The 16,335-nt window shown below is 72.0% G+C and carries 15 protein-coding genes; 6 read left to right on the top strand and 9 right to left on the bottom strand.

Going from position 1 to position 16,335, the window contains the following annotated elements; translation table 11 throughout:
- Nucleotides 1–38: 38 nt before the first annotated feature.
- The 5 genes from K7396_RS21485 to galU are packed head-to-tail and all read right to left on the bottom strand — an operon-like array spanning nt 39 to nt 3,958.
- Nucleotides 39–653 (bottom strand): GNAT family N-acetyltransferase, encoded by a 615-nt coding sequence (locus tag K7396_RS21485; RefSeq protein WP_152104900.1) that lies wholly within the window; start codon nt 651–653, stop codon nt 39–41.
- Nucleotides 654–667: 14 nt separating this feature from the next.
- Complete coding sequence (locus K7396_RS21480; protein ID WP_152104901.1) at nt 668–1,171, bottom strand: MogA/MoaB family molybdenum cofactor biosynthesis protein; 504 nt, start codon at nt 1,169–1,171, stop codon at nt 668–670.
- The gene (gene moaC / locus K7396_RS21475; RefSeq protein WP_152104902.1) at nt 1,168–1,650 is read right to left on the bottom strand and encodes a cyclic pyranopterin monophosphate synthase MoaC; all 483 of its coding nucleotides are present in this window, start codon (nt 1,648–1,650) and stop codon (nt 1,168–1,170) included. Before moaC ends, K7396_RS21480 begins: the two co-directional genes overlap by 4 nt.
- 60 nt (nt 1,651–1,710) lie before the next feature.
- Nucleotides 1,711–3,051 carry a molybdotransferase-like divisome protein Glp gene (glp, locus tag K7396_RS21470; RefSeq protein ID WP_086720838.1) on the bottom strand — a complete coding sequence of 447 codons (1,341 nt, stop codon included), beginning with the start codon at nt 3,049–3,051 and terminating at the stop codon, nt 1,711–1,713.
- Nucleotides 3,052–3,055: 4 nt separating this feature from the next.
- Nucleotides 3,056–3,958 (bottom strand): UTP--glucose-1-phosphate uridylyltransferase GalU, encoded by a 903-nt coding sequence (galU, locus tag K7396_RS21465; RefSeq protein ID WP_086720839.1) that lies wholly within the window; start codon nt 3,956–3,958, stop codon nt 3,056–3,058.
- Nucleotides 3,959–4,014: 56 nt separating this feature from the next.
- Here galU and K7396_RS21460 point away from each other — a divergent pair, with 56 nt between their 5' ends.
- On the top strand, nt 4,015–4,677 hold the full coding sequence (locus K7396_RS21460; RefSeq protein WP_174886973.1) for a 5-formyltetrahydrofolate cyclo-ligase: 663 nt from the start codon (nt 4,015–4,017) through the stop codon (nt 4,675–4,677).
- A 93-nt stretch (nt 4,678–4,770) separates the two neighbouring features.
- Here the strand turns inward: K7396_RS21460 and K7396_RS21455 are convergent, their stop codons facing one another.
- Entirely contained in the window at nt 4,771–7,485 is a 2,715-nt protein-coding gene (locus K7396_RS21455) for a penicillin acylase family protein (RefSeq protein ID WP_086720841.1), read from the bottom strand.
- Between the two features lie 182 nt (nt 7,486–7,667).
- Between K7396_RS21455 and K7396_RS21450 the strand changes: the two genes are divergently transcribed.
- The 5 genes from K7396_RS21450 (at nt 7,668) to mscL (ending at nt 13,599) form a co-directional block, all read left to right on the top strand.
- On the top strand, nt 7,668–9,188 hold the full coding sequence (locus K7396_RS21450; RefSeq protein ID WP_086720842.1) for a potassium/proton antiporter: 1,521 nt from the start codon (nt 7,668–7,670) through the stop codon (nt 9,186–9,188).
- A 337-nt stretch (nt 9,189–9,525) separates the two neighbouring features.
- The gene (locus tag K7396_RS21445) at nt 9,526–10,827 is read left to right on the top strand and encodes an MFS transporter (protein WP_086720843.1); all 1,302 of its coding nucleotides are present in this window, start codon (nt 9,526–9,528) and stop codon (nt 10,825–10,827) included.
- A 112-nt stretch (nt 10,828–10,939) separates the two neighbouring features.
- Nucleotides 10,940–11,293, top strand: coding sequence for an FmdB family zinc ribbon protein (locus tag K7396_RS21440; protein ID WP_086720844.1), 354 nt, complete (start codon nt 10,940–10,942; stop codon nt 11,291–11,293).
- Nucleotides 11,294–11,408: 115 nt separating this feature from the next.
- Nucleotides 11,409–12,242, top strand: a complete 834-nt coding sequence (locus K7396_RS21435; protein ID WP_086720845.1) for an S-methyl-5'-thioadenosine phosphorylase — start codon at nt 11,409–11,411, stop codon at nt 12,240–12,242.
- 850 nt (nt 12,243–13,092) lie between these two features.
- Nucleotides 13,093–13,599 (top strand): large conductance mechanosensitive channel protein MscL, encoded by a 507-nt coding sequence (gene mscL, locus K7396_RS21430; RefSeq protein ID WP_152104903.1) that lies wholly within the window; start codon nt 13,093–13,095, stop codon nt 13,597–13,599.
- 43 nt (nt 13,600–13,642) lie between these two features.
- On the opposite strand, the gene K7396_RS21425 is transcribed toward mscL, so the two are convergent.
- From K7396_RS21425 to K7396_RS21415, 3 genes are all read right to left on the bottom strand, one after another.
- Entirely contained in the window at nt 13,643–13,924 is a 282-nt protein-coding gene (locus K7396_RS21425; protein WP_223660151.1) for a hypothetical protein, read from the bottom strand.
- A gap of 114 nt (nt 13,925–14,038) precedes the next feature.
- The gene (locus K7396_RS21420; RefSeq protein ID WP_223660408.1) at nt 14,039–14,503 is read right to left on the bottom strand and encodes a MepB family protein; all 465 of its coding nucleotides are present in this window, start codon (nt 14,501–14,503) and stop codon (nt 14,039–14,041) included.
- A gap of 1,206 nt (nt 14,504–15,709) precedes the next feature.
- The gene (locus tag K7396_RS21415) at nt 15,710–16,255 is read right to left on the bottom strand and encodes an AMP-binding protein (RefSeq protein ID WP_086720438.1); all 546 of its coding nucleotides are present in this window, start codon (nt 16,253–16,255) and stop codon (nt 15,710–15,712) included.
- Between the last annotated feature and the right edge of the window lie 80 nt (nt 16,256–16,335).

Genomic DNA, 16,335 nt, shown 5'->3' with positions numbered 1-16,335 from the left:
CGATCCGGTCAATCAGGGAATGCATTCGAACATTTATTTTATTTGTGGGGTGTGCCAGGAGTGCTCGGCTTCTCCCGGCGCCAGCGGTTGAGCAGGCCCTCGGGCACCTCCTCCGCGGTGAGGGCGAAAACCAGGTGGTCGCGCCAGGCGCCGTCGATGTGGAGGTAGCGCGGGCGGATGCCCTCTTCGCGAAAGCCGAGCTTTTCGACGACCCGGCGGCTGGGGACGTTCTCCGGGCGAATGCAGATCTCGATGCGGTGCAGTCCCACGGACCGGAAACAGTGGTCGACGGCGAGCGCCACGGCGGTCGGGATGACGCCGCGGCCGGCCACGTCCCGGTCGACCCAGTAGCCGATATGGCCCGAGCACATCGAGCCCCAGGTGATGCCCGCGACCGTCAGCTGGCCGACGAGCTGCCCGCGGTATTCGACGACGAAGGGCAGCATCCGGCCGGCGTGCGCCTCCGCGCGCAGGTGACGGACCATCTGACGGTACGTGGGACGGTGCGGCGGGACGAGGCCGGGCGGGGGCGGCGGGACGGTCGCCTCCCAGGGGCGCAGCCAGTCGCGGTTGCGGCGGTTGACCTCGCGCCAGGACCGTTGGTCGCGCAGCTTTATCGGGCGGAGGGTCACCACTCCGTCCGTGAGGACCACCGGCCAGGGCGCGTTCAGCTCGGGCTCCCGGCAGGTCCGGGGTGGTCGCCGCCGCGGATCTGGTCGACGGCGTGCGGGAGGAGTTCCGCGAGGACGGCGAGGCCGTCGCGGACGCCGCCGGTCGAGCCGGGGAGGTTGACGATCAGGGTCCGGCCGGCGACGCCCGCCAGGCCCCGGGAGAGCGCGGCGGTGGGGACCTGCGTGCGGCCGGCGGCGCGGATCGCCTCGGGGATGCCGGGGACCTCGTAGTCCAGGACCCGGCGGGTGGCCTCGGGGGTGCGGTCGGTGGGCGAGAGGCCCGTGCCGCCGGTGGTGAGGACGACGGCGTAGCGGGCGGAGGCGACGGCGCCGCGCAGGGCGGCCTCCACCGGTTCGCCGTCGGGCACCACCTGGGGGCCGTCGACCTCGAAGCCCATGGCGGCCAGGCCCTCGGCGAGCAGCGGGCCGCCCCTGTCGGGGTAGACGCCGGCCGCGGCGCGGTTGGAGGCGGTGACGACCAGGGCGCGGGCGGCCGTCACGACCGGCTCCAGTCGCCGGACTTGCCGCCGGTCTTCTCCTCCACGCGGATGTCGGTGATCACCGCGGCCTTGTCGACGGCCTTGACCATGTCGACGACGGTGAGCGCGGCGACGGAGACGGCGGTCAGGGCCTCCATCTCGACGCCGGTGCGGTCGGTGGTCTTGACGGTGGCCGTGATCTCGACGGCGTCGTCGGTGAGGGAGAGGTCGACCGTGACGCCGGAGACGGCCAGCGGATGGCAGAGCGGGATCAGCTCGGGGGTGCGCTTGGCGCCCATGATGCCGGCGATCCGGGCGGTGGCCAGGGCGTCGCCCTTGGGCATGCCCTCGCCCCGCAGCAGCTCGATGACCTGCGCGGAGACCAGGACGCGGCCGCGGGCGGCGGCGGTGCGGGCGGTGACGTCCTTCGCGGAGACGTCGACCATCCGCGCCGCGCCCGCCGCGTCGAGATGGGTGAGGTGTTGCTGGCCGCTGCTCATCGTTCTCCCGGTACCAAACTGCCGCCTGTGGGACGACACCGTACCCCCGGCGGCAGCGGGCTACCCGAGCAGGACGAGGTCCACTTCCGCGCCCGCGGCGACCTCGGTGGTCTCCTCGGGGACGACGATCAGCGCGTTGGCGTGCGCCATGGCCTTGATCAGGTGGGAGCCGGCGCCGCCGACGGGGGTGACCGTGCCGGCGTCGGCGTCGTAGGAGCCGCGCAGGAACTGGCGCTTGCCCCGCGGCGAGGAGGCGATGGGCTCGGTGCACCGGGCGGGGGTGGTGGGGCGGTGGACGTCGGGCAGCCCCATCAGGGCGCGGATGGCGGGGCGGACGAAGAGTTCGAAGGAGACGTACGAGCTGACGGGGTTGCCGGGCAGCGCGAGGAGCGGGGTGCGGTCGGGGCCGATGAGGCCGAAGCCCTGGGGCTTGCCGGGCTGCATGGCGAGCGTGCGGAACTCGACGGCGCCGCCCGCGAGGGTCGAGCCGTCGGGCTCCGTGGCGGACAGGGCGGTCAGGGTCTCCTTGACCACGTCGTAGGCGCCGACGCTGACGCCGCCGCTGGTGACGAGGATGTCGGCCCGGATGAGCTGGTCCTCCAGGGTGGAGCGGAGGGTCTCGGCGTCGTCGGCGACGGCGCCGACGCGGTAGGGGATGGCGCCGGCGGCGCGGGCGGCGGCGGTGAGCTGGTAGCTGTTGGAGTCGTGGATCTGGCCGGGGCCCAACGCCTCGCCGGGCGGGACGAGTTCGCTGCCGGTGGACATCACCACGACGCGGGGGCGGGGGCGGACCGTGACCGTGCCGCGGCCGATCGCGGCGAGCAGGCCGATCTGGGAGGGGCCGAGGACCGTGCCCGCGCGCAGGGCCGGCTCGCCCTCGGTGACGTCGCTGCCGCGGGCGCGGATGTGGGCGCCGGCGGCGGCCGGGCGGTGGACGCGGACCTCGCCCGCGGCGTCCTCGGGGGCGGCGCTGTGGGCGCGCATCGTCGCGGCCGGGCCCCCGCCCGTGCCGCCGTCGGTCCATTCGACGGGGACGACGGCCTCGGCGCCGGGCGGCAGCGGGGCGCCGGTCATGATGCGGGCGGCCCGGCCGGGGCCGACCTCCGGCAGCTCGCCGCTGCCGGCCGCGACGTCGCCGATGACGGTGAGGACGGCCGGGGCGCTCTCGGTGGCGTCCGCGACGTCGGCGGCGCGGACCGCGTAGCCGTCCATGGAGCTGTTGTCGAAGGGCGGCAGGGAGACGGGGACCGTGATGTCCTCGACCAGGACACAGCCCTGGGCTTCGAGGATCTGCAGCTCGATCGGTTCCAGCGGGGCGATCTTCGCCAGGATGTCGTCGAGATGCTCGGCCACCGACCAGACGCGTTCCTGGTGGCGGGTCCGGCCGGTGGCGTGGTTCAACGTCCTACATCTCCTCGGTGACGTAACTGCGCAGCCAGGTCCGGAAGTCCGGGCCCAGGTCCTCACGTTCGCATGCCAGTCTGACAATGGCACGCAGATAGTCGCCGCGGTCGCCGGTGTCATAGCGGCGGCCCTTGAAGACCACGCCGTGGACGGGGCCGCCGAGGGCGGGGTCGGCGGCCAGCGCCTGGAGGGCGTCGGTGAGCTGGATCTCGCCGCCGCGGCCCGGGGCGGTCTTGCGCAGCACCTCGAAGACGGCCGGGTCGAGGACGTAGCGGCCGATGATGGCGAGGTTGCTGGGCGCCTCGGCCGGGTCGGGCTTCTCGACCAGGTCGGAGACGACCACGACGTCGTCGTCGCCGGTGGGGGCGGCGGCCGCGCAGCCGTAGAGGTGGATCTGCGCGGGGTCGACCTCCATGAGGGCGATGACGGAGCCGCCGTGCTGCTCCTGTATCTCGACCATGCGCGCCAGCAGCGGGTCGCGGGGGTCGATCAGGTCGTCGCCGAGGAGGACCGCGAAGGGCTGGTCGCCCACGTGCGGTGCGGCACACAGCACCGCGTGGCCCAGGCCCCTCGGGTCGCCCTGGCGTACGTAGTGCATGGTCGCCAGGTCGCTGGACTCCTGCACCTTGGCGAGCCGGGACTCGTCGCCCTTGCGGTGCAGGGCCTCTTCGAGCTCGTAGTTGCGGTCGAAGTGGTCCTCCAGCGGCCGCTTGTTGCGTCCGGTCACCATCAGCACGTCGGAGAGTCCGGCGGCGGCCGCCTCCTCCACCACGTACTGGATGGCGGGCTTGTCGACGACCGGGAGCATCTCCTTGGGGGTGGCCTTGGTGGCGGGGAGAAACCTGGTGCCGAGGCCGGCCGCGGGGATGACAGCCTTGCTGATCCGTGTGTGCGATGGGGTCATGCGCGACACCATAACCGGCCCTATCGGCACCATGATGAGAGTCCGGTGAATACGGCATGAGAGCGGGAGCAGGGCGCACAGTGAGCACCGATCACGGTAGAAAGCGCAGGTTGCGGCGGGATCTCCTAGAGATGAGGAGAGCGTTGCCGGCGGGTGTCGTCGCCGCGACGGGCGAGGCGCTGGCCCGACGGACGCTGGAGCTGGACGAGCTGGCCGGGCCCGTCCCGACGGGCGCCGGCGCCCCGCCGACCGTCGCCGCTTATGTGTCGATCGGCGGCGAGCCGTCCACCCGCGCCCTGCTGGACCGGCTGCGGGCCGCCGGGGTGCGGGTGCTGCTGCCGGTGCTGCTGGCGGACAACGACCTGGACTGGGCGCGCTACGAGGGCGCCGAGCGGCTCGTACGGGCCGGCCGGGGGCTGCTGGAGCCGGACGGGCCGCGGCTGGGCCCTCAGGCCGTCACGGAGGCGGACGTGGTGCTGCTGCCGGGGCTCGCGGTGGACCGCGGCGGGCTGCGGCTGGGGCGCGGCGGCGGCTCCTACGACCGGGTGCTGGCCCGGCTGGAGCGGGCCGGGGCGCGGGCGTCGCTGGTGGTGCTGCTCTACGACGACGAGGTGCTGGCCGAGGTGCCGGCCGAGCCGCACGACCGGCGGGTGCACGCCGCGGTGACCCCGTCGGCGGTGCACCGGTTCACGGCGCCCGGGGGCCGTACGGAGCGCTGAGGCGGGACACGAACGCCGTCGGGCGGGCCGGATGTCTCCGGCCCGCCCGACGGCGTCAGCACTCACCCGGGGCGGCGGGAGCGCCGCCCTGCCCTACGGCGACAGGGTCAGCGTGTCCTTGCCCGCCTTCTTGACGGCGTCCTCGCTGTACGCCCAGGGGAGCAGGTCGCCCTTGGCCCACTTGTCGGTCTGGTCGTAGTAGTGGGCGTCGTAGGCGTGCCCGGAGGCGCCGGTGAGGTTGATCCAGCGGGACTTGTCGAGGTCGGCGAGGTTGACCACCATCCGCATCGACGGGACCCAGGTGACCTTGTAGCCGCCGGCGGCGTTCCAGCCGGTGGCGTCGACCGCGGCCTCGCCGCCGCCGACGTTCCAGGGGCCGCGGTTGAACAGGCCCTGCAGGAAGCCAGGACCGTCCGTGCCCAGCGTCTGGTTCTTCAGGTACATCTGGTGCAGGCGGCCCCAGCTCCAGTTGTCGATGTTCTTGCCCAGCTTGGAGGTGAGCTCGTAGCGCGCGTCCTTCATGGCGTGCGCGAGGAGCTGGTCGCGGTTCTTGTCGCCGGGGCGGCCGGGCCGGTCCTCGGTCTTCCACCAGGCGTTGTTGGGGTCGTCGAGGATGTCGCGGACGACCTCGTACCAGCGGTCGCCGCCGTCGGGCTGGGCGGTGTCGCCGTCCCGCTCGCCGCACTCGCGGATGTACTTGTCGTTCTCGTCGGCGGGGCCGGTCTCGTCCGCGGGGCGGACGGTCAGGCACTGGCCGTCGGGGCGCAGCTCCTTGGGCATCTTGTTGCCGAAGGCGAGCTTGAGGGTGTTGCGCCAGACGGCGTTGAAGTAGGCGGCCGCGGCGGAGTCGGGCTCCTGGGTGAAGTCCCAGCCGTCCAGCAGCTGCTGGGCGTCGCGGACGTACTTGTCCTTGATGTCGATCTTCGTCAGGTAGGGCGTCAGCAGGCGCGCGATCTCGCTGCTGTTGTCCTTCTGGAAGGCCTGCATGTCGTCGGTGGAGACCTTGCCGCCGTCCTTGATCTTGGACTCGATCAGGTCGTTGATCCGCTGGCTGCGGGAGCCGTAGCCCCAGTCCTTGGTGAGGAGGTAGGGGTACTTCTCGTCGGTGACGGCCTGGTTGGCGGTGACGATGTAGCCGCGCTGCGGGTTGTACTCGTACGGCAGGGCCTTCTGCGGGACGAAGCCGGTCCACCGGTACCGCGGGTCCCAGCCGGGCGCCGGGTAGGTGCCGTCGAAGTGGCCGTCCCCCTTGCCGCGGACCGGGATCCGGCCGGGGGCCTGGTAGCCGATGTTGCCCTTGGTGTCGGCGTAGATCAGGTTCTGGGACGGGACCTCGAAGTGCTCGGCGGCCTTGCGGAAGCCGTTCCAGTCCTTGGCGCGGTTCATCTCGAAGACGGCGTCCATGGACCTGCCGGGGTTCAGCGCGGTCCAGCGCAGCGAGACGGCGTAGCCGTCGCCGCGGTCGGGTGCGGCGTTGCCGACGGGGGCGTCCTTGCCGACGTCGGCGAGCTCGCCGTCGCGGTCGGAGACGATCGGCCCGTTGTTGGTGGAGCGGACGGTGATGTGGCGGCTCTCGCCGTCGGCGACCTTGATGGTCTCCTTGCGGGTTATGAAGGGCTGCTGCTTGTTGTCGTAGAGGTAGCCCTCGGCGTTGACCTTCTCCAGGTAGAGGTCGGTGACGTCGGCGCCCAGGTTGGTCATGCCCCAGGAGATGTCCTGGTTGTGGCCGATGACGACGCCGGGCATACCGGAGAAGGTGAAGCCGGAGGCGTCGTAGTTGCACTTGGGGCCGGTGGTGCGGCAGTGCAGGCCCATCTGGTACCAGAGCGAGGGCATCTGCGGGGCCAGGTGCGGGTCGTTGGCGAGCAGCGGCTTGCCGGTGGTGGTGTGCGCGCCGGAGACGACCCAGGAGTTGGAGCCGATGCCGTTGCCGTTGGGCCCGAGCAGCGCCGGGATCTTGTCGGTGGTCTCCGCCAGCGCGGACAGGCCCGACTGCAGGCCGGAGGCGGCGCCGGCGGGCGTGGAGTTCGCCGAACCCTTGGGCGAGAACTTCTTGGTGGCGGGGTCGACCGCGCCGTCCTGGACGATCGGCTTGTTCCGCTTGTACGGGTACGCCGGGTAGAGCTGGGCGATCTGCTCCGGGGTGAAGCGGCTGGTCATCAGGGAGCGGTCGATCTCCTCCTGCATGTTGCCGCGCAGGTCCCAGGCCATCGCCTTGAGCCAGGCCACCGAGTCGACCGGCGTCCACTTCTCGGGCTTGTAGTCGTTCTGGAAGTCCAGCGCCGCGTACTCCAGGGAGACCGCGGAGCCCTCGTGGTCCTTGAGGTAGGCGTTGACGCCCGCGCTGTAGGACTGGAGGTACTTCTTGGTGCTGGGCGACAGCTTGGTGTCGTACTCCTTCTGCGCCACCTCGTGCCAGCCGAGGGTGCGCAGGAACGAGTCGGTCTTGACCTGGCTCTTGCCGAACATCTCGGAGAGCCGGCCGGCGGTCATGTGGCGCCGGACGTCCATCTCCCAGAAGCGGTCCTGGGCCTGGACGTAGCCCTGGGCGCGGAAGAGGTCTTCGTCGGTGTCGGCGTAGATCTGCGGAATGCCGTTGCCGTCGCGCACGACGTCCACCGGGTTGGTCAGGCCCGGGAGTTTGAGCGAGCCGGTGGTCTGCGGCAATGAGGCACGGACGGTACTGACCCCCCAGAACGCGCCGACGCCGATGCCCGCCACGAGCAACAGCACGACCGTGATCGCGACGAGACGGCCGCGCCGCCCCTTCTTCTTCCTGGGGACTGGGCCGGACTTGTTGGCGGGCATCTCGGTCCTTCGAGGGGCAGGGTGGGAGTGCTGGAGCAACCATAGGCGCACGGGTTCGGCTACCCCTACGCGGAGTCACCGCCAGCACCTTCAATATTCAAGCAATGGTAAATTGTTAGCCTCAGTAACTAGATACGGTAAGGAAAGACCCCTCCGGAACCCGTGCGAGGAAGGACCAGCTCCTGAACGTCGACCACCTCAACGAACTCCTGCTGATCTGCTCGCTCGTACTGCTCATCGCCGTTGCCGCAGTACGGCTGTCCTCGCGCAGCGGGCTCCCCAGCCTGCTCATCTACCTGGGGATAGGCGTCGCCATAGGCCAGGACGGCCTGGGCGGCGTCGTCTTCGACAACGCCGAGCTGACCCAACTCCTCGGCTACACCGCGCTGGTCGTGATCCTCGCCGAGGGCGGACTGGGCACCAAGTGGAAAGAGATCAAGCCGGCGCTGCCCCGGGCGGTGTCGCTCTCGACGGTCGGCGTCGCGGTGAGCGTGGGGGTCACCGCGGCCGGAGCGCACTATCTCGGCGGGCTCGACTGGCGTCAGGCGCTGCTGATCGGCGCCGTGGTCTCCTCCACGGACGCCGCGGCCGTCTTCTCCGTGCTGCGCAGCGTGCCGCTGCCGGCCCGCCTGACCGGTGTGCTCGAAGCCGAATCCGGCTTCAACGACGCCCCCGTGGTCATCCTCGTCGTCGCCTTCTCCACCGCGGGGCCGGTCGAACACTGGTACGTCCTGCTCGGTGAGATCGCCCTGGAGCTGGCGATCGGCGCCGCCGTCGGGCTGGCGTTCGGCTGGCTCGGCGCCTACGGCCTGCGGCATGTGGCACTGCCGGCGTCCGGCCTGTACCCGATCGCCGTCATGGCCATCGCGGTCTCCGCCTACGCGGCCGGCGCGCTGGCGCACGGCTCCGGCTTCCTCGCCGTCTATCTGGCCGCGATGATCCTCGGCAACGCCAAGCTGCCGCACGCGCCGGCCACCCGCGGCTTCGCCGAGGGGCTGGGCTGGATCGGCCAGATCGGCATGTTCGTGCTGCTCGGCCTGCTGGTCACCCCGCACAACCTGCTGGACGACTTCGTGCCCGCGCTGCTGATCGGCATGATCCTCACGCTGGTGGCCCGGCCGATGTCCGTCTTCGTGGCGCTGCTGCCGTTCCGGGTGCCCTGGCGGGAGAAGACCCTGCTGTCGTGGGCCGGGCTGCGCGGCGCGGTGCCGATCGTGCTGGCCACCATCCCGATGGTGGGCGACGTCCCCGGCAGCGAGCGGGTCTTCAACATCGTCTTCGTCCTGGTCGTGGTCTACACCCTCGTCCAGGGGCCGACCCTGCCCTGGCTCGCCAGGCGGCTGCGGCTGGGCGACGGCGAGGAGGCCGCGGACCTGGGCATCGAGTCGGCGCCGCTGGAGCGGCTGCGCGGCCATCTGCTGTCCACGTCCATCGGCCCGGCGTCCCGGATGCACGGCGTCGAGGTCGGCGAGCTGCGGATGCCGGCGGGCGCCGCGGTCACCCTCGTCGTCCGGGACGGCTCCAGCTTCGTGCCGTCGCCGTCGACGGTGCTGCGGCACGGCGACGAGCTGCTGGTGGTCGCCACCGACCCGGTGCGCGACGCGGCCGAGCGGCGGCTGCAGGCGGTCTCGCAGGGCGGCAAGCTGGCCGGCTGGCTGGGGACCGGCGGGCCCGCGGGGCGCGGCGGCCACCGGCACCGCTGAGGCCGGCGCGGGCACCACGGCGCGTCCCGCGCTCCCCGGAGCGGGAAATGTGGTGCACATCTCCACGGATCCCAAGGAAATTCCCGTGAAGCCCTGGTCAATCCCAGGGCTTCACGCGTTTCGGCCTGTAGGATGAAAAGGCACATCGACGAACCAACTCTGCCTGATGCAGAGCTGGCGCGACCGCTCGGCGGCCGCGGTCCCCCTGCCCCACGCAGCCACCCTTCCGGTGCGGACCACGCGGTATCACTCGGTCCTGCGCGAGAGGACAGCTCTCGGCGCGCACCTGTGACGACCTCGCGGGCGGCGCGCTACCAGGCGGCAGAAAGGCCCGGCCGTGGCATCCGCGGTCAAGGACTCCCGTTCCGGATACGGACCACTGCTCCGCACCCCTGGTGCATGGACATTCCTGCTGCCCGGCTTCCTGGCCCGGCAGCCCTTCGCCATGCTGACGATCGGCATCGTGCTGCTCGTCGAATCCACCACCGGCTCGTACGGCACCGCGGGCGCGGTCTCCGCCACGACCGGCGTCTCGATGGCCCTGTTCGCCCCGCAGAGCGGCAAGCTCGCCGACCGTTTCGGGCAGCGCGCGGTGCTGGTCCCCGGCGTCCTGGTGCACGCCGCGGGCGTCGCCGCGCTGATCGCCCTCGCCCTCGCCCACGCCCCCCTGTGGGCGCTGTTCGCGGTGGCCGTCCCCACGGGCGCCTCGACGCCGCAGGTCGGCCCGATGGTGCGGGCCCGCTGGGCCGCCCGGCTCGGCGGCAGCCCGCTGATGCCGACGGCCGCCGCCTTCGAGTCGGTGACCGACGAGTTCACCTTCGTCGTCGGCCCGGTGCTGGCGACCGCGCTGTGCACCGGCGTCCACCCGGCGGCCGGTCTGGTCGCCGAGGCCGTGCTGACCCTGGCCGGCGGGCTGCTGTTCGCCGCCCAGCGGCGCAGCCAGCCGGCGGTGCACCGGGCGCGGGCCGGCGAGCGGGCGCGCGTCTCGGCGCTGTCCGTCCCGGGTGTCCGCGTGCTGATCGTGGCCTTCCTGGGCATCGGCTCGGTCTTCGGCGGGATGCAGGTCTCGCTGACCGCGTTCACCCAGCACATCGGGCAGCCCGGCATCAACGGCGTGCTCTACGGCATCTTCGCGGGCGGCAACATGCTCGCCGGCATCGCCTGCGGGGTCGTCTCCTGGAAGGTCGGCCCGCGGCGCCGGCTGCTGGTCGCCTACGGGCTGCTGGCGCTGGCCACCACCCCGCTGTGGGCGGTGACCGCACTGCCGCTGCTCGGCGCGGTCGGCCTGGTCGTAGGCCTGTGCATCGCCCCGGCCCTGATCACCGGCTACACGCTGGTCGAGTCGCTGGTGCCGGCCGCCGCCCGCACCGAGGCGTTCACCTGGCTGACCGGCGCGGTCGCGCTGGGCCAGGCGGCCGCCGCCACCTCGGCCGGCCAGCTCGCGGACGGCTTCGGGCCGAGCACCGGCTTCCTGGTGCCGCTGGCCGGCACGGCCCTGGCCCTGACGGTGCTGCTGGCGCTCCGCGCCCACCTGCTGCCGTCCGCGTCGGCCGCGTCCGCCGACGGCCCCGGATACGGCGTGGACGACCTGGTCCCGGCGGGCTCCGAGGACCGGGAACGGGAGCTGGCACGCGCCTGAACGGACGTGGAGTCGGTCACCGTCGCGCGATCACGGTGGACTGACGGGCGGGAATACTGCAATATGGAGCGTCGTTAGCACTCATCGAGTGAGAGTGCCAGGAGGAAGACAAGTGCCGACCTACCAGTACCAGTGCACCGAGTGCGGCGAGGGCCTCGAGGCGGTGCAGAAGTTCACCGACGACGCTCTCACGGAGTGCCCCGCCTGCAACGGACGCCTCAAGAAGGTCTTCTCCGCGGTCGGCATCGTCTTCAAGGGCTCCGGCTTCTACCGCAACGACAGCCGCGGCTCGTCGTCCAGCAGCAGCCCCGCGAAGAACTCCTCCGCGTCGAGCACGTCCTCGTCGGACTCCTCGGGCTCCGCCGGCTCGACGGGCTCCTCGTCCGGCGGCTCGGACAGCAAGTCCTCCGCGCCGGCCGCCGCCTCGTCGTCCGGCACCACCTCGGGCACCAGCTCCGCCGCCTGACCCACAGCTCTCCGGGCCCCGCCGTCACCGACGGCGGGGCCCGCTGCCTTACGGATTCCTTTCACCTCCGCCGCCCGCCCCCTCCGGGCCACCGTCCCCCGATAGTGTGACCGGCATGGCTGACGCGGAGATTGGTGTAATCGGCGGCTCGGGGTTCTACTCCTTCCTCGACGACGTGACCGAGATCACGGTGGACACCCCCTACGGGCGCCCCAGCGACTCGCTGTTCCTGGGCGAGATCGCCGGCCGCCGGGTCGCGTTCCTGCCCCGGCACGGCCGCGGCCACCACCTCCCGCCGCACCGCATCAACTACCGCGCCAACCTCTGGGCACTGCGCTCGCTCGGCGTGCGCCAGGTCCTCGCCCCGTGCGCGGTCGGCGGCCTGCGCCCCGAGTACGGCCCCGGCACCCTGCTGGTCCCCGACCAGCTCGTCGACCGCACCAAGTCCCGTCCCCAGACCTACTTCGACGGCGAGCCGCTCCCCGACGGGACGACCCCCAACGTCGTCCACCTGACCTTCGCCGACCCGTACTGCCCCACCGGCCGGCAGGCCGCTCTCAAGGCCGCCCGCGGCCGGGACTGGGAGCCGGTCGACGGCGGCACCCTGGTCGTGATCGAGGGCCCCCGCTTCTCGACCCGCGCCGAATCGCGCTGGCACGCCGCGCAGGGCTGGTCGGTGGTCGGCATGACCGGCCACCCCGAAGCCGTCCTGGCCCGCGAACTGAGCCTGTGCTACACGTCATTGGCGCTGGTCACCGACCTGGACGCGGGCACCGAGACCGGCGACGGCGTCTCCCACGAGGAAGTCTTCCGGGTGTTCGCCGAGAACGTCGGCCGGCTGCGCGCGGTCCTCTTCGACGCGGTCGCCGCCCTCCCCGACACCACCGACCGCAGCTGCCTGTGCACCGACGTCCACACCGGCTGGGACCTGGGCATCGACCTGCCGTAACGCCCCCACGAACCCACCCGGCCTCCCCCTCGCGGGTGGCCGGGTTGTCCACAACCGCCCGGCGGTCCACAGCCCACGGCGGGCCGGAGCGGATTCGGGGACGGTGGTGAGGCCGGTCCTTCCGATCCCCTCGCCTCAGGTGGTGTGTGGCATGGCTCGTGGTTGTCTGGGTTCTTGTTCGTCTCCTCTGTCGACTTCTCGGTCGACTGCCCTTTCGATGTCGGCCTCGGCGTCGACAGGGACGTCCGCCTCCTCTTCCTCTCCCCCTTCGGCGGTTTTCCCGTCTGCCTCCCCTTCTCCGTCCGGCGCTCTCGATCCCCGTCGACTGCCGGATCCCGGTCTTCTCTCACCGCCGCTTCCCGCGCCGCCGCCGTGTGAGGTACCGCACTTCGCTCCCGTGCGGGCGGGCGGCGGGCGGCGCGGACGGGGGCGTGGCGCCCGGCAGCGGATGCTGGCCGCCGGTCTGGCGATGACCGCCGCAGCATTGGCCGGCGGAGCCTCGTACGGTGCCGTACGACCCGCTCCCGCTCCCGGCTGCCCGTCGTCGGCGGCCGCGGGAGGTCGGTGACCATGCTCCAAGATCAAGTGGCCACCGCATTCCCCTCACGCCACACTGCTGCGAGTGGCGGGGCATCCGCCGCGCGCCAATGGGGGCGTGCTCACCGCACCACCCTCGCGGTATCCGTCCACGGCGTCCGCAGGGCCGAACCCCTCCGCCGGACGCGCACCGCCGCCTCGGCCGATCGCCGGTTCGTGGTGGACGACTGGACACCTCCGCCCTGCCCTGCCGTAAGTTGCGGTGCTGAACATTGGTGCACCATCCCCCGTGAGCGTGGAAAGAGGCTGTCAGGTGAGCGAGAGCAAGGGCGTCCTTCAGGGATTCAAGGAATTCCTGATGCGCGGCAACGTCATCGAACTCGCGGTCGCGGTGGTCGTCGGTGCTGCCTTCACGAACATCGTGAACGCCGTGGTCAAGGGCGTGATCAACCCGATCATCGGCGCCCTGGGCTCGCAGAACCTCGACAATTACAAGGCCTGCCTCAGCGCGTCGTGCGAGGTGAACAAGAAGACGGGCGAGTACACCAGCGGGATCTACCTGCTCTGGGGCTCGGTGCTCAGCGCCGCCCTGACCTTCCTGATCACCGCCGCGGTCGTCTACTTCCTCATGATCCTTCCGCTCAACAAGTGGAAGGAGCGCCTGGCGGCCAGGAAGCCGGTCGAGGACGTCCCGGTGGACCCCACCGAGGTCGAGCTGCTCATCGAGATCCGCGACGCGCTGCTCGCGCAGCGCGCCGGATCGCCGTCCGTGCCCTCCTCCCACGCGGGGATCATCGGCACGCAGAAGTCTCAGCAGTAGCGGGCGCTCACAGCGGCCGGCACACGCCGCCCCGTCGCCTCGCTCAGAGGTGGTGGGGCGGCTTTTCGTCGAGGAAGCGGGCGAGATCGGCTGCGCTGTCCCTGCCGTCCGCGCGCTCGCCCCAGCCCCGGTCGGTGTCGTCCGAGGACTGCTGGTTCAGCGGATCATCGAAGATCAGCTTCACCGCGGGCTTACGGGCCGGGCGCGCCGAGGACGCGGGGGCGGACACGGACTCCTGCGCGGCCGCGCCGTCGACCGCTTCCTGGGAGGAGGCGGGGGCCGACTGGGGTTCGGGGGCCGGCTGCGGCTCGGGGCTGGTGCTCACCCGTCCAGGGTACGGGCGGGCCGGGGGCGGTCGGTGGTCGGCGCGGGCCTGGGGACGGGCGGTGGCAGCGTACGGCCGCGCGCGGTGCCCGTGCCCGTTCGCGGAGTCCTTCGCTCAGGGGCGGTAGAGGGCTTGGGCACGGGCCGTGTCGAGAGGGGCGTCATCGGGGAGCGGCAGGAAGTACTTCACCTGCCATGCCTGGGTGCTGCGGGCCTGGCGGTTGGTCGTCTCCACCCACGGCGGGTAGACGCGGAACGCCCGCTTTCCGCCGGAACCGTTCCTGGAAACGATGTCCCGTTGGCAGAGCACATCCCGCGGAAAGACGAAGTGCCCGGCATTCCGCTCGTCGCGGGAGCTGATGACGAAGAGGTCGACCGGATCCTCGGAGTCGAACGGAGCAATCGGCCCGCCGGGGCTCCTCTTCCACACCGTGACGAACTGACCGACCTTCGTCGGGGTCGTCTTGGCCACCCGGAACCTGACGGAGCTGCCGTCGAGCGTGAACTCATGCGCCGCATACTCAGCGCTCTCGGCCTCGGGCACCGGCCGGGAGCAGACGAATCCGCAAGGGTCGTACACCCGCGCCTTCGCCACGAGGAGGTCCTCATGCAGTGAATCCTCACCCGCCCAAGGCTCGATACCTGCCGGACGGTCCTCCGAAGAGGCCGAGGAATTTGTCGCCATTGCGCCATCCTGTCATTGCCGGGTGAAGCGCCGGCCGGTGGGTTGACGGTTCAGGCGCACGCGCGGGCCGGACGCTGCCACCGGCCTGCGGGAGGAGGGCGGGGCGGGCTCGGGAGGGGAGGCGAGTGCAGCGACGGCTGTGGGTGCGAGCGCGGGGACGGCTGCGGGTGCGAGTGCAGGACGGCTGAGGGTGCGAGCGCGGGGGCGGCGACTGCGAGCTCGGGTACGGCTGGTGGTGTGCGCGCGGGGACGGCTGCGAGCGCCAGCGGTCCGACCGTTGTGCGCGGGCGGTGGGGCGGGGTGGGAGGGGGCCGGGGGGCGGGGGGGGGGGGCCCCAGGAGAAGGGGCGAGTCGAAGAGGCGTGGAGCGGGCTGTGGCTGTCGGGCTAGTGGCCCTTGTCGTGGGTGGGTATGGGGCGGGGGCGGTGCCGGTCCTGGGGGCGGGCCGGTGGGCCCTGTGAGCCGTGTCCGCGTCGCAGGGGGCGGTTCCGGGTGGTGCCGGGCAGGGGATGGCGGGGGTGTGCGTACTCATGACGGGCCATGGGGTGGCGGCCTTTCCGGTCGGGGGGAAGGTGGCAGCCATCAGGAGAAGCGCGAGGGGCGATCTCATCGGCGTCGCGCGGACCATGGAGGTCGGAGGGATCGCCGGACGCCAGGAACGCATGGAACGTGAGGGGTGTGCAGGGCGTGTGGGCCGCAGGGATCGCCGGGGCCGTCCGGGGCCTCGGCCTAGGGGGCGCCACTGATGCCTCGGGCTTTGCAGCCGGGGCGGGTGGGGCGTCTGATGGCTGTGGCACGGAACCCACGCTAGGTACGTATACGGCAAACGGCTTGTTTTGCGGTCTCAGTGGGTGAATTTTCGCCACGGTGCTGGACCAGAGCCGCGCCTTCCATTGGTGGTGGGCGGAGGCCATCGCCCACCTTCGTGCGCCCCTTTGTGCCGGGACGGGGCTCCAACCCCGCGAATGCGCACGCCCTATCCCCAATGGACAGGCTCCTCCCCCCCCATGGGCAGGCTCCCCGTCCCCCATAGGCAGGTGTCCCGGTAGGCGCAGGCCCGTCGGATCCGCGCTCGGGTTCTCCGCCTCGGGCGGGCGCGTCCTCAGTGGGTGGCTGCCGGGACGCCCAGGGCCTCGTGCCACCACAGGTCGCGGCCGGGCTTCCAGGAGACCGGGCGGGAGCACCGGTTGACCACCAGCACGGTGCGGTCGGGTGCGCTTCCCGAGGTCGCGCTGCGTGCCAGTGCGTGGTCCAGCAGCGGCTTCACCGGGCGTACGGCGCCGTCCCAGAACGCCGCGTCGGCCGTGATCAGCACCCGGGCCGAGGACTCACGGGTCCGCGCGACGAGTTCGGGCACCGTCAGCGAGACGGGCAGTGTGGTGCGTATCGCGTCCAGTCGGCCGCAGGCGAGCGTGGCGATCACCGATTCGGGGACCAGCGGCAGGTGCACCGCGACCCGGTCACCGGCGCGCACGCCGAGCCGGGTGAGCGCGGCCGCGGCGCGCTCGGCCCGGTCCAGGAGCATGCCGTGCGTCAGCTCCTCCTGGCGGCCGGGCTCCCCGCTCCAGGTGAGGGCGATCCGCGACGCCTCGGGCTCCTGCGGCTCCCGGGTGTCTTCTGCATGCTCTGAGATCAGACGGCGCAACATGCGGATCAGGATGGAGATCACCGATCAACGTTCGCTGAACGTCCGCTTTATGAGGCGCTCGCTCGGCTCTCGGCACTCTC

The organism is Streptomyces angustmyceticus (assembly GCF_019933235.1).
GTDB classification, from domain to species: Bacteria; Actinomycetota; Actinomycetes; order Streptomycetales; family Streptomycetaceae; genus Streptomyces; species Streptomyces angustmyceticus.
This window is presented reverse-complemented; position numbering and strand designations above follow the sequence as displayed.